General features: G+C 66.8%; 25 protein-coding genes and 1 pseudogene. 7 read left to right on the forward strand and 19 right to left on the reverse strand.

Features of this window, described 5'->3' with window-relative positions:
• Window positions 1-234 precede the first annotated feature (234 nt).
• The 14 genes and pseudogenes from ASE66_RS33930 to ASE66_RS08730 form a co-directional block, all read right to left on the reverse strand.
• The gene (locus ASE66_RS33930; RefSeq protein WP_413814254.1) at window positions 235-306 is read right to left on the reverse strand and encodes an FAD-linked oxidase C-terminal domain-containing protein; all 72 of its coding nucleotides are present in this window, start codon (window positions 304-306) and stop codon (window positions 235-237) included.
• A gap of 61 nt (window positions 307-367) precedes the next feature.
• Window positions 368-1,705, reverse strand: a pseudogene (locus ASE66_RS08670) (FAD-binding oxidoreductase); the annotation flags it as partial.
• On the reverse strand, window positions 1,650-2,414 hold the full coding sequence (locus ASE66_RS08675; protein WP_057189214.1) for an SDR family NAD(P)-dependent oxidoreductase: 765 nt from the start codon (window positions 2,412-2,414) through the stop codon (window positions 1,650-1,652). The pseudogene ASE66_RS08670 and the gene ASE66_RS08675, both read right to left, overlap by 56 nt.
• Window positions 2,411-4,159 (reverse strand): SMP-30/gluconolactonase/LRE family protein, encoded by a 1,749-nt coding sequence (locus ASE66_RS08680; RefSeq protein ID WP_057189215.1) that lies wholly within the window; start codon window positions 4,157-4,159, stop codon window positions 2,411-2,413. The genes ASE66_RS08675 and ASE66_RS08680 overlap by 4 nt, the downstream gene beginning before the upstream one ends.
• A complete protein-coding gene (locus ASE66_RS08685) occupies window positions 4,099-5,082 on the reverse strand; it encodes an NAD-dependent epimerase/dehydratase family protein (protein ID WP_057189216.1) in 984 nt (327 codons plus the stop codon). Before ASE66_RS08685 ends, ASE66_RS08680 begins: the two co-directional genes overlap by 61 nt.
• Window positions 5,079-6,200 carry an ABC transporter ATP-binding protein gene (locus tag ASE66_RS08690; RefSeq protein ID WP_057189217.1) on the reverse strand — a complete coding sequence of 374 codons (1,122 nt, stop codon included), beginning with the start codon at window positions 6,198-6,200 and terminating at the stop codon, window positions 5,079-5,081. The genes ASE66_RS08685 and ASE66_RS08690 overlap by 4 nt, the downstream gene beginning before the upstream one ends.
• Window positions 6,201-6,210: 10 nt before the next feature.
• A complete protein-coding gene (locus ASE66_RS08695; RefSeq protein ID WP_057189218.1) occupies window positions 6,211-7,041 on the reverse strand; it encodes a carbohydrate ABC transporter permease in 831 nt (276 codons plus the stop codon).
• 10 nt (window positions 7,042-7,051) lie between these two features.
• Window positions 7,052-7,957, reverse strand: a complete 906-nt coding sequence (locus ASE66_RS08700) for a carbohydrate ABC transporter permease (RefSeq protein WP_057189219.1) — start codon at window positions 7,955-7,957, stop codon at window positions 7,052-7,054.
• 130 nt (window positions 7,958-8,087) lie between these two features.
• Window positions 8,088-9,362 (reverse strand): ABC transporter substrate-binding protein, encoded by a 1,275-nt coding sequence (locus ASE66_RS08705; RefSeq protein ID WP_164470439.1) that lies wholly within the window; start codon window positions 9,360-9,362, stop codon window positions 8,088-8,090.
• A 29-nt stretch (window positions 9,363-9,391) separates the two neighbouring features.
• A complete protein-coding gene (locus ASE66_RS08710) occupies window positions 9,392-10,561 on the reverse strand; it encodes a mandelate racemase/muconate lactonizing enzyme family protein (RefSeq protein ID WP_057189221.1) in 1,170 nt (389 codons plus the stop codon).
• Window positions 10,561-11,475 carry a dihydrodipicolinate synthase family protein gene (locus tag ASE66_RS08715; protein ID WP_057189254.1) on the reverse strand — a complete coding sequence of 305 codons (915 nt, stop codon included), beginning with the start codon at window positions 11,473-11,475 and terminating at the stop codon, window positions 10,561-10,563. The genes ASE66_RS08710 and ASE66_RS08715 overlap by 1 nt, the downstream gene beginning before the upstream one ends.
• Window positions 11,476-11,642: 167 nt before the next feature.
• Complete coding sequence (locus ASE66_RS08720; protein WP_057189222.1) at window positions 11,643-12,137, reverse strand: copper chaperone PCu(A)C; 495 nt, start codon at window positions 12,135-12,137, stop codon at window positions 11,643-11,645.
• A 143-nt stretch (window positions 12,138-12,280) separates the two neighbouring features.
• Window positions 12,281-12,643 (reverse strand): hypothetical protein, encoded by a 363-nt coding sequence (locus ASE66_RS08725; protein WP_057189223.1) that lies wholly within the window; start codon window positions 12,641-12,643, stop codon window positions 12,281-12,283.
• Between the two features lie 88 nt (window positions 12,644-12,731).
• Complete coding sequence (locus tag ASE66_RS08730) at window positions 12,732-13,151, reverse strand: MerR family transcriptional regulator (RefSeq protein ID WP_057189255.1); 420 nt, start codon at window positions 13,149-13,151, stop codon at window positions 12,732-12,734.
• Between the two features lie 104 nt (window positions 13,152-13,255).
• Between ASE66_RS08730 and ASE66_RS31990 the strand changes: the two genes are divergently transcribed.
• Genes ASE66_RS31990 through ASE66_RS08750 form a run of 5 tightly spaced genes read left to right on the forward strand, consistent with a single transcriptional unit; the run spans window position 13,256 to window position 15,807 of the window.
• Window positions 13,256-13,396 carry a hypothetical protein gene (locus tag ASE66_RS31990; protein ID WP_156412067.1) on the forward strand — a complete coding sequence of 47 codons (141 nt, stop codon included), beginning with the start codon at window positions 13,256-13,258 and terminating at the stop codon, window positions 13,394-13,396.
• A gap of 12 nt (window positions 13,397-13,408) precedes the next feature.
• On the forward strand, window positions 13,409-14,038 hold the full coding sequence (locus ASE66_RS08735) for a methyltransferase family protein (RefSeq protein ID WP_057189224.1): 630 nt from the start codon (window positions 13,409-13,411) through the stop codon (window positions 14,036-14,038).
• On the forward strand, window positions 14,035-14,541 hold the full coding sequence (gene lspA / locus ASE66_RS08740) for a signal peptidase II (RefSeq protein ID WP_057189225.1): 507 nt from the start codon (window positions 14,035-14,037) through the stop codon (window positions 14,539-14,541). Before ASE66_RS08735 ends, lspA begins: the two co-directional genes overlap by 4 nt.
• Window positions 14,541-15,461: a cation diffusion facilitator family transporter gene (locus ASE66_RS08745; RefSeq protein ID WP_057189226.1), complete on the forward strand. Its 921-nt coding sequence runs from the start codon at window positions 14,541-14,543 to the stop codon at window positions 15,459-15,461. Before lspA ends, ASE66_RS08745 begins: the two co-directional genes overlap by 1 nt.
• 43 nt (window positions 15,462-15,504) lie before the next feature.
• Window positions 15,505-15,807: a hypothetical protein gene (locus ASE66_RS08750; protein ID WP_057189227.1), complete on the forward strand. Its 303-nt coding sequence runs from the start codon at window positions 15,505-15,507 to the stop codon at window positions 15,805-15,807.
• A 3-nt stretch (window positions 15,808-15,810) separates the two neighbouring features.
• Here ASE66_RS08750 and ASE66_RS31995 read toward each other — a convergent pair whose 3' ends face one another.
• Together ASE66_RS31995 and ASE66_RS08755 are read right to left on the reverse strand one after the other, a co-directional pair.
• Window positions 15,811-15,975, reverse strand: a complete 165-nt coding sequence (locus tag ASE66_RS31995) for a hypothetical protein (protein ID WP_156412068.1) — start codon at window positions 15,973-15,975, stop codon at window positions 15,811-15,813.
• A gap of 7 nt (window positions 15,976-15,982) precedes the next feature.
• On the reverse strand, window positions 15,983-16,606 hold the full coding sequence (locus tag ASE66_RS08755; protein ID WP_057189228.1) for a DsbA family protein: 624 nt from the start codon (window positions 16,604-16,606) through the stop codon (window positions 15,983-15,985).
• Window positions 16,607-16,789: 183 nt separating this feature from the next.
• Between ASE66_RS08755 and ASE66_RS08760 the strand changes: the two genes are divergently transcribed.
• Window positions 16,790-17,851: a L,D-transpeptidase family protein gene (locus ASE66_RS08760; protein WP_057189229.1), complete on the forward strand. Its 1,062-nt coding sequence runs from the start codon at window positions 16,790-16,792 to the stop codon at window positions 17,849-17,851.
• A 32-nt stretch (window positions 17,852-17,883) separates the two neighbouring features.
• Complete coding sequence (locus tag ASE66_RS08765; RefSeq protein WP_057189230.1) at window positions 17,884-18,507, forward strand: SCO family protein; 624 nt, start codon at window positions 17,884-17,886, stop codon at window positions 18,505-18,507.
• An 8-nt stretch (window positions 18,508-18,515) separates the two neighbouring features.
• Here the strand turns inward: ASE66_RS08765 and ASE66_RS08770 are convergent, their stop codons facing one another.
• The 3 genes from ASE66_RS08770 to ASE66_RS08780 all read right to left on the reverse strand — a co-directional run bounded on the left by ASE66_RS08770 (window position 18,516) and on the right by ASE66_RS08780 (window position 22,910).
• Entirely contained in the window at window positions 18,516-19,898 is a 1,383-nt protein-coding gene (locus tag ASE66_RS08770) for an aldehyde dehydrogenase family protein (protein WP_057189231.1), read from the reverse strand.
• A 207-nt stretch (window positions 19,899-20,105) separates the two neighbouring features.
• Entirely contained in the window at window positions 20,106-21,761 is a 1,656-nt protein-coding gene (locus tag ASE66_RS08775; protein WP_057189256.1) for an acetolactate synthase large subunit, read from the reverse strand.
• Between the two features lie 180 nt (window positions 21,762-21,941).
• Window positions 21,942-22,910, reverse strand: coding sequence for a hypothetical protein (locus ASE66_RS08780; protein ID WP_057189232.1), 969 nt, complete (start codon window positions 22,908-22,910; stop codon window positions 21,942-21,944).
• Window positions 22,911-23,223: the final 313 nt, after the last annotated feature.

The following is a 23,223-nucleotide window of genomic DNA, read 5'->3' on the forward strand; positions in this document are numbered from 1 at the left end:
ACCGCCGGGAGCGCTTTCAGGGCGAGGCCGGCCTCGATCGAAGCGTCCTCGGATGATCGCGGAGCACCGACCCGGGAAGGGGCAGCGTCGAAGGCGATCGTCCCCAGCAGTTAAACCAGACGGAATTGGTTAGCAAATACAATAGTTTACACGTATTCTAAAGTAACGCCTCCGCTGCCTTTGGTCCGGAACAGTTCAACTATTCCGGGGACTTCCCTCGATCGCAGGGTTGCTTCACGGTCGCGCGAGCACCGCGCCGGGATTGAGGATGCCGAGCGGATCGAAAGCCTGCTTGACCCCTCGCATGAGCGCGAGCGCCTCCGGCTGGGCATGCAACGTCAGCGCCGGCCAGGCTACGGCCGATGCCGTGCTCGGCGGTGGGGCTGCCGCCGAAATCGCTGGTGATTGCGAAGACCTGCGCGTTCACGGCATGGCCGAGATCCGCGTGTCGCTCCGCCGGCGTCTCCCGTGGAAACAGCAGGATGACATGGATGTTGCCGTCGCCGACATGGCCGACGAAGAGCGTCCTGGCCTCCGGGAAGCGCTCGGCGGCCATCGCCTCGACCGCGGCGATGAAGGCCGGAACATCGGCGACCGCGACGCTGGTGTCGTGCGAGACGCTCAAGCCGGCGCGACGGTTCGCTTCCGCAACGGCAAAGCGCAGATGCCAGATCGCCTTGGCCTGCGCCTCGCTCTGCGGGATCGCCGCGTCCTGAAGCAGACCTTGTTCCAGTGCCGTTCCGAGCGTCTCGGTCAGCAATTCGCCTACCCGTCCAGACGCATCGCTGTCGGCGAGCTCGATGAAGACGTACCAGGAATGGCGGCGTTCGAGCGGCAGGGCCGTGCCGGGCACGAGATCGAGGGTGAGGCTCATCTCGCCGTCGCACATCAGTTCGAAGCTGGAGATACGCTCGCCGGCCGCCTGTCGCAGCAGCGCAAGGAGTTGCAAGGCTTCCACCGGGCTCGCGAGGCCGCACAGCGCCGTCGCACTGACACGTGGTCTTGGGAAAAGCCTGAAGGTCGCCGCCGTCACGATCGCGAGCGTGCCTTCCGAGCCGATGACGAGCTCCCTTAGCGCATAGCCTGCATTGTCCTTGCGCAGCGGCCTAAGGCCATGGATCACGGCGCCATCGGCCCGGACATATTCGAGGCCGAGCACGAGATCACGCACCGTGCCGTAGCGGATGACATTGATGCCGCCGGCGTTGGTCGCGACCACCCCGCCGATCTGGCAGGAGCCCTCGCTGCCGAGGCTGAGCGGGAAGAGCCGGTCATTGGCTGCGGCCGCCTGCTGGACATCGGCGAGGATGCAGCCGGCCTCGGCGGTGAGCGTGTCGCCTGCGCTGTCGATCGCCCTGATCCTGTTGAGGCGCGCCAGCGAGAGCACGACGGCTGCGCCCGAAGCATCCGGCGTCGCCCCGCCCGAGAGGCCGGTATTGCCGCCCTGCGGGACGACGGACGTACGGGTCGCCGTCGCCCAGCGCAGGATGGCCGAGACCTCCTCGACCGTGCGCGGGCGCAGCAAGGCGAGTGCTGCGCCCTGATGCTTGCCGCGCCAGTCGTTGAGATGCGGCGCCAGCACCTGCGGATCGGTGACGATGGCGGCCGGATCGAGCACGGCGCGAAGCGCGGCGAGGGAGCTCATCGCCTCAGACCGTGCCGGCATCGACGATGAAGTTCTGGCCGGCGCACATGCGCGAGACATCGGAGCAGAGGAACAGCACCATCTGCGCGATGTCCTCCGGCAGGATCTCGCCCTTCAGCGCCTGCGCCGCCTGGTTGGCCGCGCCCTTCTCCGGCGTCCACCAATTGCTGCGCTGGCGCTCGGTCATCACCCAGCCGGGCGTGACGCAATTGACCCTGATGCCATCGGGACCGAGCGCCCGCGCCAGCGAGCGGGTGAAGCCGATCACCGCCGATTTCGCCGTGGTGTAGGCGATCATGTGCGGCGAGCCCTTCATCCACGAGGTCGAGGACAGGTTGATGAGCGCGCCACCGCCGAGCCTGCGCATGTCCGGCGCCAGTGCCTGCGCCACGAACATCATCGGCCTGAGGTTCACGGCGAGGCGATCGTCCCAGTATTCCGGCGTCACCGCCTCGAAATCATGCCGTTCGTCATGGCCGGCATTGTTGACGCCGATGGCGAAGGGGCCGTGGATGGCGCAGGCCGCCGCGATCGCCGCTCGTGTCGCGGGGATGTCGCGCAAGTCGACGGCGTGGAAGGAGACCGAGCTGCCTGTGGCGGCGAGTGCCGTCGCCAACTGCTCGCCGCGCTCCGCGTCACGATCGAGGAAGGCGACCCTGGCGCCCTGCCGCACCAGCGCCTCGACGATGGCGCGGCCGATGCCGTCGGCCCCGCCGGTGACCAGCGCCGCCTTGCCGGAAAGATCGGGATAGCTGGCCTCGACCCTCACCCCCCGAACTCCGCTGCGGCCAAGCCGGGCGCGTCGACCGGCAAGGTGAAGAGCCCGCCCGAGAACGGCGCCTCGGCCAGCACGCGCGAGGGCAGGCGGATGCGCGCCGAGGTGATGAACAGCGTCTTCAGGTCCGGCCCGCCGAAGGCCAGGCTGGTCGGGCGCGGCACCGGCAGCCAGACCTCGCCGGCGAGCCGACCATCGGGCGCATAGCGGTGCAGGCACCAGCCGTCCCAGATCGCGCACCAGACGAAGCCCTCGGCGTCGACCGCGAGCCCATCCGGTCGCCCGGCGGCCTTGTCGATCTCGGCGAAGACGCGGCGATTGGCGAGCGTGCCGGCGGCCGCATCGAAGTCGTAGGCGTAAATCCGGCCATGGGCGGAATCGACGAAATAGAAGCTCCGCCCGTCCGGGCTCCAGTCGAGCCCGTTGGCGACGGTGAGACCGCTCTCGCGCCGCTGCCAGGAGAGATCAGGCGAAATCGCATAGAGCGCGCCGGAGGCGCGGCTGGCGTCGAGCCGCATCGTTCCGGCCCAGAGCCGGCCCTGCCGGTCGCATTTGCCGTCATTGAAGCGGTTGTCGGGGATGTCGGCTTCGGGGTCGGCGAGCGGCGTCAGCCGGCCACTGGCGAAGTCGAAGGCCTCCAGCCCCTCCTGCGTCAGCGTCACCAGCCCGCCGCCGCGGCGGCCGAGCACGGCGCTGACCAGGCGCGGTAGCATCACTTCCTCGTTATTTCCCGTCGCCGGGTCGAAGCGGTTGACCGACGGCGCGAGGATGTCGACCCAGTAGAGCCGTTGCTCGCCGGCCGACCAGTATGGCCCCTCGGCGAGATGGGCGCCCCAGGGCAGGACGCATTGCACGTTCGGATCGACGGGGCGCGCCGAGCGCGGCGCCGGGCTGATGTTCATCTGCGTCGCGCCGACATTGCCGGAGATCTGCCTGGCAGCCGCCATCAGGTCGCGGCCGGTGGTGTGCAGCCGCTCCCGAGTCAGGCGCGAGGACGGGCCGAACACGCCGATCGCGGCGACGGCGCGTCCGGTATGGTCGAAGATCGGCGCCGCGACCGAGGCGACGCCGGCGACGTGCTCCTCCTGCGAGACGGCGTAGCCGCGCGCCCGGGTCAGAGCGAGGTCGGCGGCGAGCGCCTCCTCCTCGGTGATCGTCGTCTCGGTGAAACGCTCGAGCTTCAGCCGGTCGACGAGGGCGCGCTGCTCGTGCGGTTGGACGAAGGCGAGCAGGGCCTTGCCGCCGGCCGTGCAATGCAGCGGCGCGCGCCGGCCGATCTCGATGCGGAAGCCGTAAGGGCCGCCACGGCTGCGCTGGTCGATATAAAGCACCTCGCCATTGTCGATGGCGCAGAGCGCAGCGGTCTCGCGTGTCTCCTCGGCGAGCCGGTCGAGCGCTGGCGCTCCCGCACCGCGCAAATCGAAGGATTCCCAGACGCGGTGGGCGAGCTCGAACAGGCGGTGGCCGAGCCGGTAGGTGTTGTCGCTCTCCTCGTGCCGGATCAGGCGGAAGGTCAGGAGCGTGTTGAGCATGCGCGCCAGCGTGCCCTTGGGCAGGCCGGTCGCGACCTGCAGATCGCGGAAGCGCGGCGGCGCCGGCGCTTCGCCGATCACGTCGAGCAGATAGAGGCCCTTGGCGAGGGCAGCCGCGCCGGTCGGAACGTCGCGCTCGCCCGGCGTCAGGACGCGCGCTTCATCCGCACTTGCGCCGCTTCGCCGATCATGCGCTCGAAGGTCCATTGCGGCTCAAATCCCAGTTCGGTCCGGATCCTGGCGTTCGACGTCTCGTAGAAGACGCCGGCACCCGGCAGGTCGATGGTCTTCAACGGTAGTCCCGTCAACTCCGCCATCATCGGCAGCGCCGCGGCGAAGTCGACCGGCTCGGTCGCGCCGAGATTATAGGTGCGGCCCGCGGCGCGCTCGTCCGACAGCGCGAGCAGGATGCCGGCGACCATGTCGCGTGTGTCGGTGATGTGCATGCGGAAGGGCCGGCCGACCTCGTTGCGCGACAGCACCAGCGCCTCAGCGCCGTCATCGATGGCGCGCAGGGCCGCCACGGCCGCGGCGTTGCCGAAACCCTCCTGTTGCCGGATCTTCGGGTGCAGGAAAAAGCGTGGGCCTGAGAAGAAGCTGCCGGGGTCGAGCAGTTCGCTCGCATCCTGCGTATGCGAGAAGCGTAAGGTCGTCGCCGGCACGCCGCTCGTTCGCTCGAAGAAGCGCACCAGTTCCTCGCCGAGCAGCTTGCTCAACCCATAGGGCGAGCGCGGCTTCAAGGGATGGTCCTCGTCGATCGGCTGATAGTCCGGCACGTTCTCGGGATAGACCTCGCCTGAGGAGGCGAAGACGAGACGCTTTGGCTTGGCAGCGGCCGCCTCTTCCAACAGCACCCGCGTGCCCTCGACATTGGCGGTGAACAGTCGGTCGCGGTCGGCCGGCAGCCAGGACATGAAGGCGCCGAGATGCAGGATCGCCCCGATGCCCTGCACGGCCTCCTTCGCGGAGGCTCGGTCGTCGAAGCCGCCGAGCACCTCACGATAGGAGGGATGATCGATCCCGCTGGCGCGCAGATCAAAGCCGGTGACGCTGTGGCCTGCGTCGAGCAGTTCGCGGGCGACGCGCGAGCCGACGCGCCCGGCGCTGCCCGTGACCAGGATTGTGTTCATCGGATCGCCTCGCCGCTGGCGGCATCGAAGACATGCAGTCGCGCCGGGTCGAAGGACAGCGTCAGTGTCACCTCGGGCGGCCTTGGATCGGGATTAATCAGGCGCGCGATCAGCGAGGTCCGCCGCGACTCATCCTCGCCGCCGGAGCTCGCCTCGCGGCGGTGTTCCTCGGGCAGGTCGACATAGACATATTGCTCGCTGCCGAGGCTCTCGATCAGTCGCGGGATTACCGTGAAGGAGACCTGTCCGGGGCCGGCGGCGATGTGCTCGGGCCGCAGGCCCACGACGATGTCCTTGCCGGCGAGCGTAGCGGCGTTCGCAACGGGCAGCTTCACGTCATGACCGAAGAGTTTGGCAGTGGTGCCGCTTGCCGTTGTCTCGACTTTTGCCTTGAGGAAGTTCATGCCGGGCGAGCCGATGAAACCGGCGACGAAGAGATTGGCCGGCTCGCGGAACATCACATCGGGTGAGGCGATCTGTTGGATCACGCCGTCCTTCATGATGACGATCCGGTCGGCCATCGTCATCGCCTCGGTCTGGTCGTGAGTGACGTAGATCGTGGTGACGCGCAGCCTTTTGTGCAGGGCGCTGATCTCGGCGCGGGTGTGAACCCGCAATTTGGCGTCGAGATTGGAGAGCGGCTCGTCCATCAGGAAGGCCTGCGGCTCGCGCACGATGGCGCGGCCGAGCGCGACGCGCTGGCGCTGGCCGCCCGAGAGCGCCCGCGGCCGGCGCTCCAGGAGATGATCGATGCCGAGGATCTTGGCGGCGTCATTGACCCGCCGTTCGATCTCGGCTGGGTCGGTCCCGCGCATCTTCAGGCCGAAGCCCATGTTCTTGGCGACCGTCAAATGCGGGTAGAGCGCGTAGTTCTGGAAGACCATGGCGATGTCGCGATCGCCCGGCGCGAGGTCGGTGACATCGCGCTCGCCGATCGAGATCGTGCCGGAGGAGGCTTCTTCAAGTCCCGCGAGGATCTTCAGCATGGTCGACTTGCCGCAGCCGGATGGGCCGACGAGGACGACGAATTCGCCATCGGCGATGTCGAGCGAGAACGCCTTGAGGACGGCGAGCCCGCCATAGGATTTGGTGACGCTGTCGATACGGATTCCAGCCATGCGGGTTCTCTTACTTCTCGGCCCCGGCCGTCAGGCCGCCGACGAGATAGCGTTCGAGGAAGAGGTAGATCGCGAGGATCGGCAGGGCGACGAGGATGGAGGCGGCGGAGATGTCGCTCCAGTTCGAGATGTACTCGCCCTTCATCGTGGTGATGCCGAGATTGGCGGTCCAGTTACCCTGGGCGTTGGTCAGGAACGTCCGGGCATAGGCATAGTCGGACCAGGACAAGACGAAGCCGTAGAGCGCCGTCGCCGCCAGCCCTGGCGCCGAGACCGGCAGGATCACCCGGACCAGCGCGCCGAGCGGCGAGCAGCCATCGACCATCGCCGCCTGCTCGAGCTCGCGCGGGATCGTGTCGAAATAGCCCTTCAGCATCCAGGTCGTGAACGGGATGATCAGCGTGGCGTGAGCCAGGATGATCGACCACAGGCTGCCGATCAGCTCGAGATTGCGGAAGATGCCGAAGAGCGGGATCACCAGCAGCGTCGCCGGCAGCATCTTGGCGGTCAGGATGAACAGCCCGAGCGACTGGCCGCCGCGCACCCGAAAGCGCGACAGGCTGTAGCCGGCGAGGACCGAGACGACCATGGAAATGGTAACGGCCCCGATCGCCGCCAATGCCGAATTGCCGAGCCAGAGCAGGATCGGCCGCTCGGCCATGATCTGGCCGAACACCCCCCAGCGCGGCTCGGCTGGCCAGAAGCTCGGCGGCAATTGGCGAAGCTGGCTCGGCTCGGAAAGCGCGGTGACGACGAGCCAGTAGATCGGGAAGACCAGGATGGCGCAGGTCAGGGCGACGCCGGCATAGAGCAGGGCGTGCTGCGTGGCTTTACGTCTCATCGCCGCCTCCTCAGATGTTGTCCGGCGCGCGGGCGATCATCAGCCGGCTCGCGATCACGCAGACGATCAGGGTGATGACACCGATGGCCGAGGCGTAGCCCATCTTGAAGAAGCCGAAGGCCTGCTCGTAGGTCATGATCGAGAGGCTCTGCGTCGCCTTCAGCGGGCCGCCGCCGGTCAAAACGTAGATGATCGAGAAATCGCGGAAGACCCAGAGCATCACCAGCACGAGCGTGACGCCGATCACCGGCATCAGCGAGGGAATGGTGATGTGGATGAGCCGTTGCCAAGCGCGAGCGCCGTCGACCTTGGCGGCATTGTAGAAATCCTCGGGGATCGACTGCAGCCCCGCCAGCATCATGATCGAGACGAAGGGATAGCCCTTCCAGATCATCACCGTGCAGACCACGGCGAAGGCCGCGTCCGGCGAGGAGAACCAGTTGATCGTCTGGTCGACCAAGCCGAGCCGGATGAAGAGCCAGTTCATCAGGCCGAAGGAGGAATCGAACAGCCAGGCGAAGATCACGACCGCGATCACCTCCGGGATCGCCCAGGGCAGGGCGACGAGCAGGCGCGCCAGCGCCTGGCCTTTGAAGCGATTATTGACCAGCAGCGCCGTCGAGAGACCGAGCAGGAAGCAGAAGAAGGAGACGATGGTGACCAGCTTGAAGGTCACCCAGCAGGCGTACCAGAACTCCTCGGAGGCGAAGAGCCGCTCGTAATTTGCGGTGGTGAAGGGCCGGCGCGGCTGGTCGAGTCGGGCGATGTTGACGTTCTGGAAGGAAAGGTCGACCGAGACGAACAGCGGATAGACGATGATCAGCCCGATCAGCAGCACCGCCGGCGCCAGCAGCAGGTAGCCGAGCCAATGGCGGCGGCTGGGACGCGCGAGGTCGAGGAAGGCTAATCGGGGCATGGGTCCGGCTTCCGGGTCCGAGCCCCGTCATTCTCGGGCGGCGCAAGGCGACGACCCGAGGATCTCGTGACGAGAGGGCTCTGGTTTCCGAGATGGCCGGGTCAAGCCCGGCCATGACGAGTGGTGGGCCTCACTGCTTCTGCAGCGCCTCGGCCTTAGCCTGCATGGTTGCCGCGACCGTCTTCGGGTCGAGGTCCTGGATGATCATGCGCTGGGACTCTTCCATGACCATCTTGGCGAACTCGTTGAACTGCAGCTCCAGCCCCTTCGGGATGCGATCGACCTTGGCGTCGGCAGCTGCCTTCGTAGCCTTCACCAGGAGGTCGAAATGCGGCGTGTCCTTGCTCGCGGCCGAGGTGTCGGCGCGCGGCGAGGGCGGCGGCGAAGCGCCCAGCGTCGCATAGCTCGACTGGAACTTGTCGGAGGTCGCGATCGCGATGAAGTCCCAGACCAGCTTCTTGTTCTCCTTGGGCGCATCGGCGGCGATGCCGAGCACATTGGAGGAGCCGCCAACCGGGGGGGTGAACGGCACCATGCCGAGCTTGATCTGGTCCTTGGCCTTGCCCTTCTGGATGATCGGGTAGAGCCAGGGCCCATCCATCTTCATGGCGATCTTGCCGTCGGCGAACATCTGGCGGACCTCGCCGGCCGGCAGGTCGCGCGGGGTCAGGCTGCTCTTGACGATGGTCTTCCAGCGCGACAGACCCTCGATCATCTCGGGCGTGTTGATCGTCACCTTGCCGGCATCATTGGTCCAGCGCCCGCCGGCATCGAGCGTGTAGTTCATCATCTCGCTCATATACTGGCCGCCGCCGCCCTTGGTCTCGTGGCCGGTGCCGAACTGGTCGACGATGCCGTCGCCATTGATGTCCTTGGTCAGCTTCTGTGCCGCGGCGAGGAAGTCGGCATAGGTCTTCGGGACGGAAAGACCCTCCTTCTTCAGCATCTCTTCGTTGTACGCGAAGATGTAGCCGAAATAGAGCATCATCGTGCAGACGGTCTGCTTGTTCCAGGTGCAGGTGTCCTGCCCGGCCCAGCCCTTGAGGTCGAACTTCGCGTCCTTGATGTAGCCGTCGAGCGGCTCCAGCCAGCCATTATCGGCGAATTTCTGGAACTCGAACGAGGCGAGGTGGACGATATCCGGCGGCTTGCCGCCAGCGAACAGCGTCGTCATCGTGTCGGCATAGGCGCCGCGCTCGACCTTGGTCCATTCGATCTTGACGCCCGGATGCGTCGCCTCGAACTCCTTGATCACCGAGCCCCACCAGTCGCCGACGCCGCGCTCGTCCTTCTGCCAGGAGACGAATTTCAGCACCTTGCCCTGCGCCAAAGCGGCGCCGGGGAGAAAGCCGGCGGCGAGCGCGAGCGCAGCCGCGGACAGTGCCAGTCCAAGCCTCTTCCTCATCATGGTCTCCTCCTCCCTTGGTTTTATCGTTACAGCCGCTTCAGCAGCTTGAGCGCTTCCTTTGATGGCTCGACACCGAGGCCGGGCCCGCTCGGCAGTCGGTAGAAGCCGTCGCTGCAGTCCATGTCGCCGACGAGCAGCCGCCGGTTCGGCTCGAAGATCGAATGCTGGAATTCGTGGCACTCCACCGCCGCGAGAGCCGATGACGCATGCAGGCTCGCCGCGAGGAACAGCCCGATGCCGATCGTGGCGTGCGGGATGACCTTGAGATGATGCGCCTGCGCGTAGAGCCCGATGCGCATAAACTCGGTCACGCCCTTATGCCCCATCTCCGGCTGCACGATCGCGCAGGCCCGGCGCGCGACACGTGGCACGAGATCGTAGACGGTGCGCCATTCCTCGCCGGCCGCGACCGGCGTCGAGACCTTCGAGGCGACATGGGCGAGCCCGTCGAGATCCTCCGGCTTCACCGGCGCCTCGGCGAACCAGAGGCCGTGCGGCTCCATCGCCCGGATCGCCGCGACGGCCTCCTCTCCGGTATGGACCCAGTGCATGTCGCAGGCGATGCGGGCTTTCGGCCCGAGCCGCTCGCGCAAGGTCTCGATCTCCGCGACATTGCCGTCATCGGCGACCGGCGCGGCGAACTTGAAGCTGTCGAAGCCCTTCGCCTGCCACTCCGCCGCGAACTCTGCTCGCTCCATCCGCGTCGGTTTCGGCAGCCCGGAGATATAGGCCGGCAGCCGCTCATGCTTCTGCCCGCCGAGCAGCTTGACCAGCGGCAGATTGGAAAGCTTGCCGCAGAGATCCCAGAGCGCGATGTCGATCGCGGCGAGCGCGTCGAGATAGAAGCCGCCGGTATAGCCGCGCACCCGCATCAGGTCGTAGAGATCGTCATGGATGACGCTGACGTCGCGGGGGTCGCGCCCGACGACGAAGGGTCCGAGCAGGTCGTCGATGATCGCCATCGCGGCGCCAGGCGCAACGATGCCATAGGTCTCGCCCCAGCCGACCGCGCCATCAGCGGTCTCGATCCGGACCACCACGGTGCGGTCGACGGTCGGATAGACCGTGCGGTTGCCCTTGCGGACGATGTAGCCGTGGTCGTTGATGCGCTCGCCCTCGCGCAGAGCGCCGAGATAGGGCGTCTCGCGCGGAATGGTGATCGAGAAGACCTCGACGCGGGCGACACGCTCGGCCATCACGCGCCTCCGCTGAGCGTTGGCTCACGAGGTTCGACTGTCATCAGCTCGGAGCAGGAGTCGAGCCAGGCGTCGATCTCGGCGACATCAAGCGCATCCATCGGCGGCACCTTTGCTCGCACGATTTGGTTCGTCAGCACGCCGCGCCGGGTCAGCACATGCTTGGTGAAGGCCATGCGGAAATTGAACTGGATCACCAGCAGAGGCAGCGTGCGTATATAGAACTCGCGCGCGCGAGCGACGTCGCCATCTCGGTAAGCCCGGTCCATCGCGACATGGGCATCGGCAAGCTCGACAGCCGGCATCGCGCCGCAGGCGCCACGATTGTATTCGTCGATCAGGTAGCGCGCGCCGCCGCCACCGATCACGCCTTTCAGATGCGCCGGCTTGCCGGCCATGATCGCCGAGATGGCGAGGCCGGAAGGCAACGTCTCCTCCTTGACATAGGTGATCGACGGATTGTCGCGGACGATGGTCAGGATCGCCTCGGGCTTGAGGTCGGAGCCGCGCGGCGCCGGCGCATTCTGCAGCACGATCTCGATGCCGGGCACGGCTGCGGCGATCTCGCCATAGAAGGCCGAGACGGCTTCCGTCGTCGTGCCGACGCTCTTCGGCGCCTGGATCATCACATGGGTGATGCCGTTGGCGAGGGCCTCGCGGCAGTGCGAGATCGCTTCGAGGGCGCTCGGTGCGCTCGCCCCGGCGACGATCGGCAGCCGTCCGCCGACCCTGGCGACCACGACCTTCAACAGCGTCGTCCGCTCCGCCGCCGAGAGTTCGTCGACCTCGCTGGCGAAACCCGGGAACACCACGCCGTCGACGCCGCTGGCGATCGCGAAATCGACGATCCCCGCCATCGCCTCGGGATCGACAGTCCCTGCGTCGGTGAACGGCGTTGGCAACACCGGGAGCATGCCCTGCAGCACTGCGTTCCTCCTGTCGATCCATATTATGGATCATTTGTTTTCTAATATGGACCGTACTTCTCACGCTCTGGCTCGTCAAGCGCGCATGAAAAAGGCCGCCGGGCTTTCGCCGGCGGCCGTCTCGTGATGGTGCCAACTATCGAGCGGCGTTCGGTTCAGTGAGTACCGTGCGCTGCCGCCCCGGCTTCGCCGGAGGAGCGAGCGCCGACGGCGTCGACCACGAACTCGACCTCGACCGAACCGGCCTTCTCGAAGGTGAGCGTGCTCTTGACCTTCTCGCCCTGCTTGAGCTGGCGCTTCAGGTCGAGGAACATGATGTGGAAGCCGCCGGGCTTGAGCTCGACCTTCTCGCCGGGCTTGATCTCGACCCCGGCATCCAGTGGGCGCATGGTCATGATGCCGTCCTTCACCGACATCTCGTGAACCTCGACGCGGCCGGCGATCTCCGAGGAGCCGCCGGTGAATTTGTCCGCGGCCGAGCCGGTGTTCTGGATCGAGAGGTAGCCGCCGGCGACCTTGGCGCCGGCCGGAGTCGCGCGGGTCCAGGGATGGCCGATCTTCAGCGGGCCGACCGTGAAGTCATGGGCCAGCGCGGCGCTGCCGCTCAGGGTCAACGCGAGTGCGACGAGGGCGGAACGGGTGCGGTTCATGGGATTGTCCTCATGGATGAAATGGCATGAGCCGCTGCGACGAGAGGCCGGAACCGGCCATATGCGCTGTGCGAGCGGCGTTGATGGCGGCTGCGTCGGGATCAGCCTCGCGCCTTGCTGGCAAGGCATCGAGACGGCCGTGATCACGCCGCGGGCGGTGCCCGTGGGTTGGCTGGCGAGTGGCCGTCGCCAAAGCCTTGCACCTGCGATGGCCGGTGCTGGAATGCGGCCCGCTCGGTCGGGCGATGCACGATGGGCAGGAAATCGGCGGGGCCGGCCGGCGCGCCGCCAGCGGAGAGTGAGCAGCCTACGGTGCAACAGAGCGGCTGTTCATGCCCCGCTGCGCTGCTGTCGGAATTCGCCGGAGCTTCGCCGCCGGCGCAGAGTGTCATCGCCAGCGACCGGTCGAGGCTGAAGCTCGCCGCATTGGCGCCGGAGGCAAGGCCCGCGACGATCGCCTGCAGCACGACGAGATAAGCCGCGGCCAGCGCGACCCAGCGTCTCATCCCTGCTTTGCGATGTCCTGCGGACAAAACCGGCCCTCCTGCCGCTTCGATAGCATGGCTGCCGGCAGGGTCAATTTGTTGGAATGTATCAGTGGTCGTGATGCTCGCAATGGCTGTGGTCGGCCAGTGCCTCGATGACCGCACAGTCGCGGGCGGCGACGCCGCCCGAGCAAACCGTCGCGATCCGGGCGAGCTCGGCTTCGAGCGAGCGTAGCCGCGCGATCTTGTCGCGGACTTCGCCCAGATGACCGGCTGCGATCGCGTGCGCTTCGTCGCAGGGCATGCCGGGTGTGTCCGAAAGCCGCAGCAGGGTGCGGATGCTCTCGACTGCGAAGCCGAGATCGCGCGCATGCTTGATGAAGGCGAGCCGTTCGACATGGGCGCGGCCATAGCGGCGCTGGTTGCCCTCGGAGCGCTCAGGCTCCGGCAGCAGGCCGACCTGCTCATAATAGCGGATGGTCTCGACCTTGACCCCGGTCCGCTCGGCCAGCGTCCCGATCGGCACCACGCGTTCGAGAGCTTTCGTCGGCCGCATGATTTTTCCTCTTGAAGCTATAGTGGCTATAGGTTGTAGGTAGGTGCTCCCGCAACGCTGTCAAGCGGAGACGATGCATGGCCGCGGCCGCCAAAACCGAAACGGAAACGCTGTCCTGGAAGGTCGGCGGCATGGATTGCGCCAGTTGCGCTGCCAAAATTCGCGGAGCGGTCGAGCGCCAGCGCCTGCTGCGCTTCGACGCCGGCAAGGCCGGCTGAGGAGGCGCGCCTATGTCCGGCATGGAGATCGCCAGCTATCTGATGGCCGTCGTCTACGTCGTCAGCTTCCTCGCCATGTCGGCGATCCTGGCGAAGGAGGCCGGCCGTCCGGTCTGGCTGTTCGGCAAGGGCCGGGAGAAGCAGACGCTGCCGGCGCTGCTCTTCCGTCTCGCTTTCATTGGCGCCGTGCTCTGGCCGCTTTGGCTCGTCGCCTTCGGCAATCCGGTGACAGGCGATCCGCTGGCGGCGGCGCTGGACGGACCCTGGTTCGACGTGCTCGGCCATCTGCTCGTCGTCATCGGCGCCTGCATCGCGCTATTGTCGCAGCGCTATATGGGCACCTCCTGGCGCATCGGCGCGGCCGAGGGCGAGCAGGGCGCGATCGTCGACAGCGGCCCGTTCGCAGTCTCGCGCAATCCGGTCTTCGTCGGCCAGGCGCTGCTTTTCATAGGGCTCTTCATCGTTCTGCCGAGCCTCGTCCAGGTGGCGCTGACACTGGCGCTGCTGCTTGCGATCAGGTTGCAGGTCGCGATCGAGGAACGCGTACTCGCCGCCTCGCTCGGCCAGCCCTACCTTGCCTACAAAGCCCGCGTCCGGCGCTGGCTCGGCGTCAGCGGTGGCGCCATCGGAGAAGCAGCATGAGCTGGTCTCGCAGGCTCGTCTCAGCCGTCGCCGTCGCGCTTATGGCGGCGGGGCTCGACCAGGCCAGCAAATGGCTGATGCTGGAGATCGTTCTGAATCCGCCTGAGCTGATCGAGCTCACGCCCTTCCTCAACCTGCGCCTCGGCTTCAACACCGGGGTCAGCTTCGGCCTGTTCCGCGATACGCTCGAAGCCTGGCCGGGCCTGCTTGGACTTTTCAAGTTCGCGGCTGGCTTCGGCTTGCTGGCCTGGGCGACGCTCGCCGGGCATCGCCTGGAGCGCATCGGCCTGGCGCTGATGGCGGGCGGGGCCTTCGGCAACGCGATCGACCGCTGGCGTCAGGGCGCGGTCACCGACTTCCTCGACCTGCATTGGCGCGACTGGCACTGGCCGACCTTCAACGGCGCCGATATCGCGCTGACATTCGGGGTGGTGCTGATGCTGCTGGCGGCCCTGCCGGCGATGAACCGGACGCCGGACCGGACTACAAGCGGAGCATCTTGATGGGAGCCGGGCATTCACATGGCGGCAGCGCGGGGGCAGGTACTGCCGCCGGGCGTCACAAGTCGCGTCTGGCCATCGCCTTCGGCCTGACCTTCGCCTTCATGCTCGCCGAGGTGATCGGTGGCTTGTGGACCGGCAGCCTCGCGCTGCTGGCCGATGCGGCCCACATGCTGACCGATGCCGGCGGGCTTGCTCTGGCGCTGGTTGCGATCCGCTTCGCCGAGAAGCCGGCGACGCCGCAGCGGACCTATGGCTATGTCCGCATGGAAATCCTGTCGGCGCTCGCCAACGCCGTCGTCCTGCTGCTGCTCACCATCTACATCCTCTACGAAGCCTATGAGCGCTTCCTCAATCCGCCGCCCATTCTCGGCGGGCCGATGCTCGCCGTCGCGGTCGTCGGGCTGATCGTCAACCTGATCAGCATGAAGCTGCTCGCTGGCGGCTCCTCCGAGAGCCTCAACGTCAAGGGCGCCTATTTTGAGGTACTGAGCGACATGCTCGGCTCGCTAGGTGTCATCATCGCCGCGGTGATCGTGATGACGACCGGCTGGACGCTCGCCGATCCGATTGTCGGCGCCGGCATCGGCCTGTTCATCGTGCCGCGGACCTGGATCCTGCTGAAGCAAGCCGTCCACATCCTGATGGAGGGCACGCCGCCAGAGATCGATATAGCGCTGCTGGAGAAGTCGCTGCTGGCGCTGCCGGGCGTCACGGCCGTCCACGATTTGCATGTCTGGACGCTGACATCTGGTCTCGACGCGATGAGCACCCATATCGTGGTCGCCGACATGGCTGAAACCAGGCCGACCCTCGTCGCCGCCAATCGGCTGTTGGCCGAAGAATTCGGGCTCAAGCACACGACGATCCAGATCGAGGATCAGGCGATCCGGCAGGCGGATGGTCATGAGCAGCGCCTCTGATCTCGTGCGCGCCCCCGCGAAAAGAACAAGAGGCTGAACCCTTATGGACTCGATCATCGCCGCGCTGGTCTCCCTCCTGATCCTCGATCCGATCCAGGGCGCCATCACCAGCCAACTCTCGGCGCTCGGCATCCCGCGCGACAGTGCCGACAAGGTCGCCGCCTGCGCCCGGACCGCGACACCCGCGATCGTGTCGCGCGTCGGCGAGAATCCGGGCTGGGCCGTCGTCCAGGTTGTTCGCTTCTGGACCGGGACCGCCAGCCCGGATGTCGTGCTGGTCGAGATCGCCCCGCAATGCGCCGGCGCGGTCGAGACGGCCAAGCGCGTGATCGGCCGCTCGGTCTGACGCTCAGGGCCTCGGGCTAGCGGGCTCTGCCGGCGCCGAATGCGCCAGGGGATCGCTCAGATGCCGGCGATCCTCGGTCTCGCGCATCCGCACCACGGTGACGGCGTAGAACAGGGTCGCCAGCGTGATCAGTGCCCCTGCCAGCGCGATGTTTCGCGATTTCGTCATGGCGGGGTCAGCGCCCGGCCAGCAGCGGCGCCAGGATCGCGTCGAACTGCGCGAGCGACAGCGCGCCGACCTCCTTCTTGCCGTTGACGAAGAAGGTCGGTGTCGACTCGACGCCGAAGCCTTTGGCGCGCTCGGAGACCTGCTTGATCCCCTGATAGATGTCCTCGCGCTTCAGGCAGGCCTCGACGCCGTCCTTGCCCATGCCGGCCTGGCGCATCGCCTGGGTCAGCCCGTCCAGCGGCTTGTCGGAATGGGCCCAGCCTTCCTGCGTCCGGTAGAACATGTCGACGACCGGATACCATTTCTCCTCGCCGGCGCAGCGGGCGAGCATGAAGCCGGCCATCGCCAGCGGATCGAGCGGGAATTCGCGGATGATGAAGCGCACCTTGCCGGTGTCGACATACTTCGCCTTGAGCTCCGGCCAGGTCTTCATGTGGAAATTCATGCAGTGATGGCAGGTGAGCGAGGCGTATTCGATCACAGTCACCGGCGCTTCCGCTACGCCGAAGACCTTTTCCGGCAGCGGGCCGGGGTCGAGCAGGGCGGACGGGGCCTGCGCGAGCGCCGGCGCGGAGAGCGCCCCGGCGAGGCCGAAGGCGAGGGATTGGATGATGAGGCGGCGGTCGAACATGGCGTGATTCCCCTTTCGCCGCCGTTCTGCGACCTGAAGCCACCTGAGCTTCAAGTGCCGAGAGCAGGGGGAGCGGGAGGCGTCGTTCACGAAAACGTCAATTGCACCTCGACCGGCCTGAGGTTGCAGGGTCCCGCGAGCCCGTTCACCAGTCGTTAGCGCTGCACTCCGATAATTTTATCCATGACCATCCGCTCCACCTTCCAGAATGTCCGGCGCTTCGCGCTGCTCGGTGCCGCCGCTATCGCGCTTTCGTCCTGTGTCGGGATGGAAGGCGATGGCCGGGCAATCCAGCCGCTGCCGGCCGCGCTCGTCTCGCAAATGTCCGCGAAGGGCATGAGCCAGGCCGATCCGATCGTCGTGCGGATCTACAAGAAGGAGAGCGAGCTCGAGGTCTGGAAGCGCGACCGCTCAGGCCAATATGCTCTGCTCAAGAGCTATCCGATGTGCCGCTGGTCGGGCCAACTCGGCCCAAAAAAGCGCGAGGGCGACCGGCAGGCGCCGGAGGGGTTCTACAGCGTCACTGCCGATCTGATGAACCCGAAGTCGCAGTTCTATTTGTCCTTCAATCTGGGTTATCCGAACGCGCTCGAGAAGGCGCAGGGCTATACCGGCTCGGCCCTGATGGTGCACGGCGCCTGCACCTCGGCCGGCTGCTACGCCATGACCGATGACGGCGTCACTGAAATCTACGGGTTGGCGCGTGAGGCCTTGGCCGGCGGGCAGCGCAGCTTCCAGGTCCAGGCCTTCCCCTTCCGGATGACGCCCGAGAACCTGGCGCGCCATCGCAGCAATCAAAACATCGCCTTCTGGCGCAATCTCAAGGAAGGCTCGGATCATTTCGAGGCGACGCGCCAGCCGCCCCGGCTCGCGACCTGCGGCGGGCGCTATGTCTTCAATCCGGCGGGCGATGCGTCGGCTTTCGTGCCGGGCGCGCCATGCCCGGCCTATCAGGCCGATCCGGAAGTCGAGGCACTCGTCTCCACCCGCAGCGCCCGGGACGAAGCGCGCCTCGCCGAACTCACCGGCAGCCTGCCGGCGATGAGCTATGCGCTGATGGATGGCGGCATGCACCAGAGCTTCCGCAAGCTCCTGCGCAATATCGGGCCGGAGCGGATGCAGACGATGGTCGCCGGCAAGGTCGAGATCAGCGCGCCGCAGGCGGCGCTGGCCGATCCTTTCGGTGGCGGCGGCGACGATGAGCCGCAGCAGGTAACGGCGACCGGGTCGATTTCGCCGCGTTGACGCCGGCGAAGTCGGCGGCCAGACAGAGCGCCATGCCGATCCTCAAAATCATCCGTTACGGCGCCTGGACCGCCGTCGTGCTCGTTGCCTTCGCCGCCGCTGCGATCACGCTCGGCTGGTGGCGCGTCGACGGTCCCGGCCGGCCGGGCTCTGGCGCTGCCGTGTCGACCCCGCTGGCCGATGTCGGCGGCCCGTTCACCTCGACCGATCACACCGGCCGCAAGGTCACGCAGGCCGACTATCGGGGCAAGCCGACGCTGGTCTTCTTCGGCTTCACCCATTGCCCTGAGGTCTGCCCGACCACGCTGTTCGAGCTCACCGCCCTGCTCGGCAAGCTCGGTGACGATGCCGACCGATTGAACGTGCTCTTCATCACCGTCGATCCCGAGCGCGACACGCCGGCGCAGCTGGCGCTCTATTTGCAATCCTTCGATCCGCGCATTGTCGGGCTCTCAGGCAGCCAGGAAGAGGTCGATGCAGCGCTGAAGGCCTATAAGGCCTATGCCAAGCGCCTTCCGACACAGGACGGCTACACCATGGACCACACCGCCTCTGTCTATCTGATGGACGCGGAAGGCCGCTTCCGCAGCCTGATCGACTATCACGAGGAGCAGGAGTCAGCGCTCGCCAAGGTCAGGCTGCTGCTGAGCCGCTGAATGCCGTCTCAGCGTCGGTTCAGCAGGATCATCTTCTCCTGCGTCATGTCGCGCATGGTGTAGGGGATGCCGCCGGTGCCGTAGCCGGACTCCTTGCGGCCGGCGAAGGGCATCCAGTCGGTGCGGAAGGCGGTGGGGTCGTTGACCATCACCGCCGAGGCATCGAGCCGCTCGGCGACGTGCAGGGCGACATCGATGTCCTGTGCGAAGACGCTGCCCTGGAAGGCGACGGGCAGCGAATTGGCCTGGGCGATGGCGTCGCCAAGCTGGCTGTAGCGATAGACGCAGACCAGCGGGCCGAAGACCTCGAGCTGCGAGACCTTGGCGTCGACGGCAGGGTCGAGCAGCACCGCCGGCTCCAGCGTGGTCTCTGAGAGCCGCTTGCCGCCGAGCGCGAGCTTGGCCCCACCCTTCACGGCTTCGTCGATCCAGCTCGCGACCCGGTCGGCCTCCTTGGGCAGGATCAGCGGGCCGACCTCGGTCTCCTTCAGGACGGGGTCGCCGGTGCGCAATCTGGCGACGCGCGCCACCAGCCGCTCGGTGAAGGCGTCCGCGATCTCCTGATGCACGAAGATGCGCTGCGTCGACACGCAGACCTGGCCGGCATGGTAGTAGCCGCCCTTGACCAGCGGCTCGATGATCCGCTCGAGATCGGCGCTGCGATCGACGATCGCCGGCGCCGCCCCGCCATGCTCCAGCGCCGAGCGCGCGCCATGCGCCAGCTTGGAATGCAGGTACCAGCCGACCTTGGCCGAGCCGATGAAGCTGAGGAAGGCGATGCGCCGGTCGGTGGCGAGCGCCTCGGCGAGTTCGTTCGTCTCCGGCAGGAAGGTCTGACACCAGGCTTCCGGCAGGCCGGCCTCGTGCACCAGCGCGACGAAGTCGCGGCAGCAGAGCGGCGTCGCGCTCGCCGGCTTGATGATCACCGGGCAGCCGACCGCGATCGCCGGTGCGACCTGGTGGACGATCAGGTTGAGCGGATGGTTGAAGGCCGAGATCGCCGCGACAACGCCGATCGGCTCCTTGGTGGTGAAGGCCCAGCGCCCGGCGGCAGCGGCCGTCAGCCCCATCGGGATCTCGCGGCCGGCGAAATTGCGGAGTTCGTCGGCGGCGTTGTGGACGCCGTCGATGGCGCGCGTCGTCTCGATGATCGCATCGGTCAGCGGCTTGCCGCCCTCGCGCGCGATCTGGTGGGCGAAATGGTCGCGCTTGGCCGCCAGCAATTCAGCGAGCTTACGCAGGATCGCGATCCGCTCATGCGGCTTCAGCCAGCCGTCGCGATTGCGGAAAGCCTTGTCGGCGGCCTGCAGCTTGGCCTCGAGTGCCGCCGCATCGTCGGTGGCGATCTCCTCGATCGGGGCGCGATCGAACGCCTGGACCACTGTCAGCATAGTCGTCTCCTTGGTGGTTGCCATACCGAGCGCTTGGACGAGGACGCCCATCCGGAAGCACATGCGCGGTCGTCCCGGGCGACCGGAGGGAGACCCGGGATCCATTCCGGAACCTTTATCGGGGAGGCTCCGGAATGGATCCCGGATCTTCGCTTCGCTGCGTCCGGGATGACAGGGGCTGTCGGGCCGAACGCAACGAGACTCGAGTCAAGCCAACTCGATATCCGGCGTCTTGTTGCGCAGCTCCTCGACCAGCACGCGCGTGTTCTCCGAATAATCGATCGGGATCTCGACGAGATGGACGCCGCCACTGGCGAAGGCGGCCTCCAGCGTCGGCACGAGTTCGGCGGCCGAACCGACGCGCGAGCCCTTGGCACCATAGGCCTTGGCATAGGCGACGAAATCGGGGTTGCCGAAGCTCATGCCGTAATCGGCGAAGCCGTCGACCGCCTGCTTCCAGCGGATCATGCCATAGGCGTTGTCATTGAGGATGACGACGACGAGGTTGAGGCCGAGGCGGACTGCCGTCTCCATCTCCTGGCTGTTCATCATGAAGCCGCCATCGCCGCAGACCGCCATGACCCGGCGCTTGGGATGCAGCATCGCCGCCATCATTGCCGAGGGCAGGCCGGCGCCCATCGTCGCCAGCGCATTGTCGAGCAGCAGCGTGTTGGCGACATGGGTGCGGTAGTTCCGCGCAAACCAGATCTTGTACATGCCGTTGTCGAGGCAGACCGTGCCGTCCTCCGGCATCACCGCGCGGATGTCGTGGACGATGCGCTGTGGCGTGATCGGGAAGCGGTCCTCGTCGGCCCGGTCGTTGAGATGGGCGAGGATCTTCTGGCGCAGCTCCAGCATGACCGGATCGGCTTCCAGCCGGCCGCCCAGCCGTTCGGCCAGCGCCGCAACGGTCGTGCCGATATCGCCGATGACCTCCGCATCGGGATGGTAGACCTGCTCGACCGTCGCCGACTGGTAGCCGACATGGATCACCTTCGGTCCGCCGGCTGCTCGCATCAGGAAGGGCGGCTTCTCGATCGTGTCGTGGCCGATCGCGATGATCAGGTCGGCCCGGTCGATCGCCTGGTGGACATAGTCGCCCTCGGACAGGGCGGCGGTGCCCATATAGAGATTGGAGCCGCCGGTGACCGCGCCCTTGCCCATCTGGGTGTTGAAGAAGGGCAGCTTCACCCGCCGCACGAAATCGGAGAGCGGCTCGACCAGCCTTGGCCGGTTGCCGGCGGCGCCGATCATCACCAATGGCCGCTTGGCCGCCAGGATCATCTCGGCGGCGCGGGCGATCGCCTTCGGATCAGCGACCGGGTGCTCCAGCGGATGCAGCGGGATCAGGGGTACGTCGGCGACCTCCTCGCCGGCGATGTCCTCGGGCAATTCGAGATGGACCGGGCCGGGCCGCTCCTCCATCGCGACGCGGAAGGCATCGCGCACCACCGAGGGGATGCTGGCGGCGCTGACGATCTGCCGGGTCATCTTGGTCAGCGGCTTCATCGAGGCGACGACGTCGACGATCTGGAAGCGCGCCTGCTTGGCGCTCATGATCGCCTTCTGCCCGGTGATCAGGATCATCGGCATCGCGCCGAGATGGGCATAGGCCGCACCGGTCGAGAAATTGAGCGCGCCCGGTCCGAGCGTCGCGATGCAGACCCCAGGGCGCCCCGTCAACCGGCCATGCGTCGCCGCCATGAAAGCTGCGGCCTGCTCGTGCCGGGTCAGGACGAGCTCAATCTTCGAGGTCCGGAGCGCCTCGACGACGTCGAGGTTCTCCTCGCCGGGCACGCCGAAGATGCGGTCGACGCCCTCGTTCTCGAGTGCGGCCACCAGGAGATCGGAACCCTTTGTCATCGCCATCGCCTATCCGGTACGCCTCGATGCCGGGAAAGGTAGGCCTCATGCACGCGAAGGGAAAGCCGGCGCATGGCAGGGTTGCAAGAGCAGGATGCGAAAAAGTGGGAACCGGCTTTTCGCTATGATCCTGCTCCAATTTTTTGACGAGAGACGGATTCCGACTGAAGTCACCCGGCTCTAGCGCGGCAGGGAGATCCCGATGCCGGCGGCGCGCGCCTTCTCCAGGACGAGATGCGCGAGCGCGAGATCGGCGAGCGCGAAGCCGCGGAAGCAGAACAGAGAACGCTGTGTCCTCGCATCCGCAAGCGGCGCTTGCGAGAGAGCGACGAGGTCATGGCCGAAGCGGACGCTCGTCACCGGCTGCCCATCGACATCATAGGGCGCCTGCGACTGGGCGAGGCTGTCGGTGGCCAGCACGTCGAAGGCGCGCAATGCCTCTGGCAGCCAGCTGCGGCCGGTATCGACGGCGGCGGCGAAAGCGGCAGGCTTCATCCGCTGCGCGTCGAGGAACGGGCGCAAGCCCGGCACTGCCGGAACCATCGAGATGATGAGGTCGCTGCGGGCGAGGAGCGTCCCGGCCTCATCGACAATCTCTGCCGTGAGCCCGCGTGCTGCAGCAGCCTCCGCCAGGCGCTGCGCCGAGCTGCGGCTGCGGCTCAGCATCAGGGCAGTCCTGAGGCCGGGATAGAGGTCATGGAAGGCGGTGAGGTGCGCGTGAGCTTGCAGGCCGCAGCCGACGAAGCCGATCGTGCTCGGGGCCTCCGGCGCCAGCAGCGAGGCGGCGGCGGCCGACATCGCCGCGGTTCGGAGGAGGGTGATCTCGTCGCCGTCGAGGATGGCGAGCGGGGCGCCCGTGGCATAATCGCTGACGCAGATCAGCGCGCTCACGCTCGGCACGGTGCTGCCCGGCAGCGATGGTGCGGAGGCGACCCATTTCACCGTGGCGACCGCCTGCGCTTCCGACGCCGCCGTCATCGCCTGGAAGGCGTGGCCGGGGCCGAGCGTGAGAGCGCTCTTCGGCAGGCTCCGGTTTCGGCCGGCGGCATGATCGCGGAAGGCGCGCAGCACAGCCTCGCGCGCCTCGCGCGAAGTAACCGCGCAGGCCCGCACGTCCTTGCGTGAGAGATAGAGGAGGGAGCTGCTCATCGCTCGAACCATATCGTGACGAGGCGCAAAGGCGCGGGGCAACCGGCGGCATGGCGCCGGCCTCTTTCGGTATGGGACAGCAGCGTGGCGATCGGCAAGCTCCGGCAGGTTCATCCCAGCCGGGCCACCCGCATGTAAGGAGAGGCCGGAACGGCAAGGTGGCAGGGATCGAGCCGATTGGCCGGGGGCTCTTTGCCGGTTAAGTGCTAAGCCATTGAAAAATTGCGGATTTCAGACTTGGCGTCGCTTTTGTCGAAAAACTTTCATCTCTCGTGTTGACATGGGGAGCTGGTGGCTCCTATAAAGCGGCCAT

The organism is Allobosea sp. Root483D1 (assembly GCF_001429505.1).
Classification (GTDB): Bacteria; Pseudomonadota; Alphaproteobacteria; order Rhizobiales; family Beijerinckiaceae; genus Allobosea.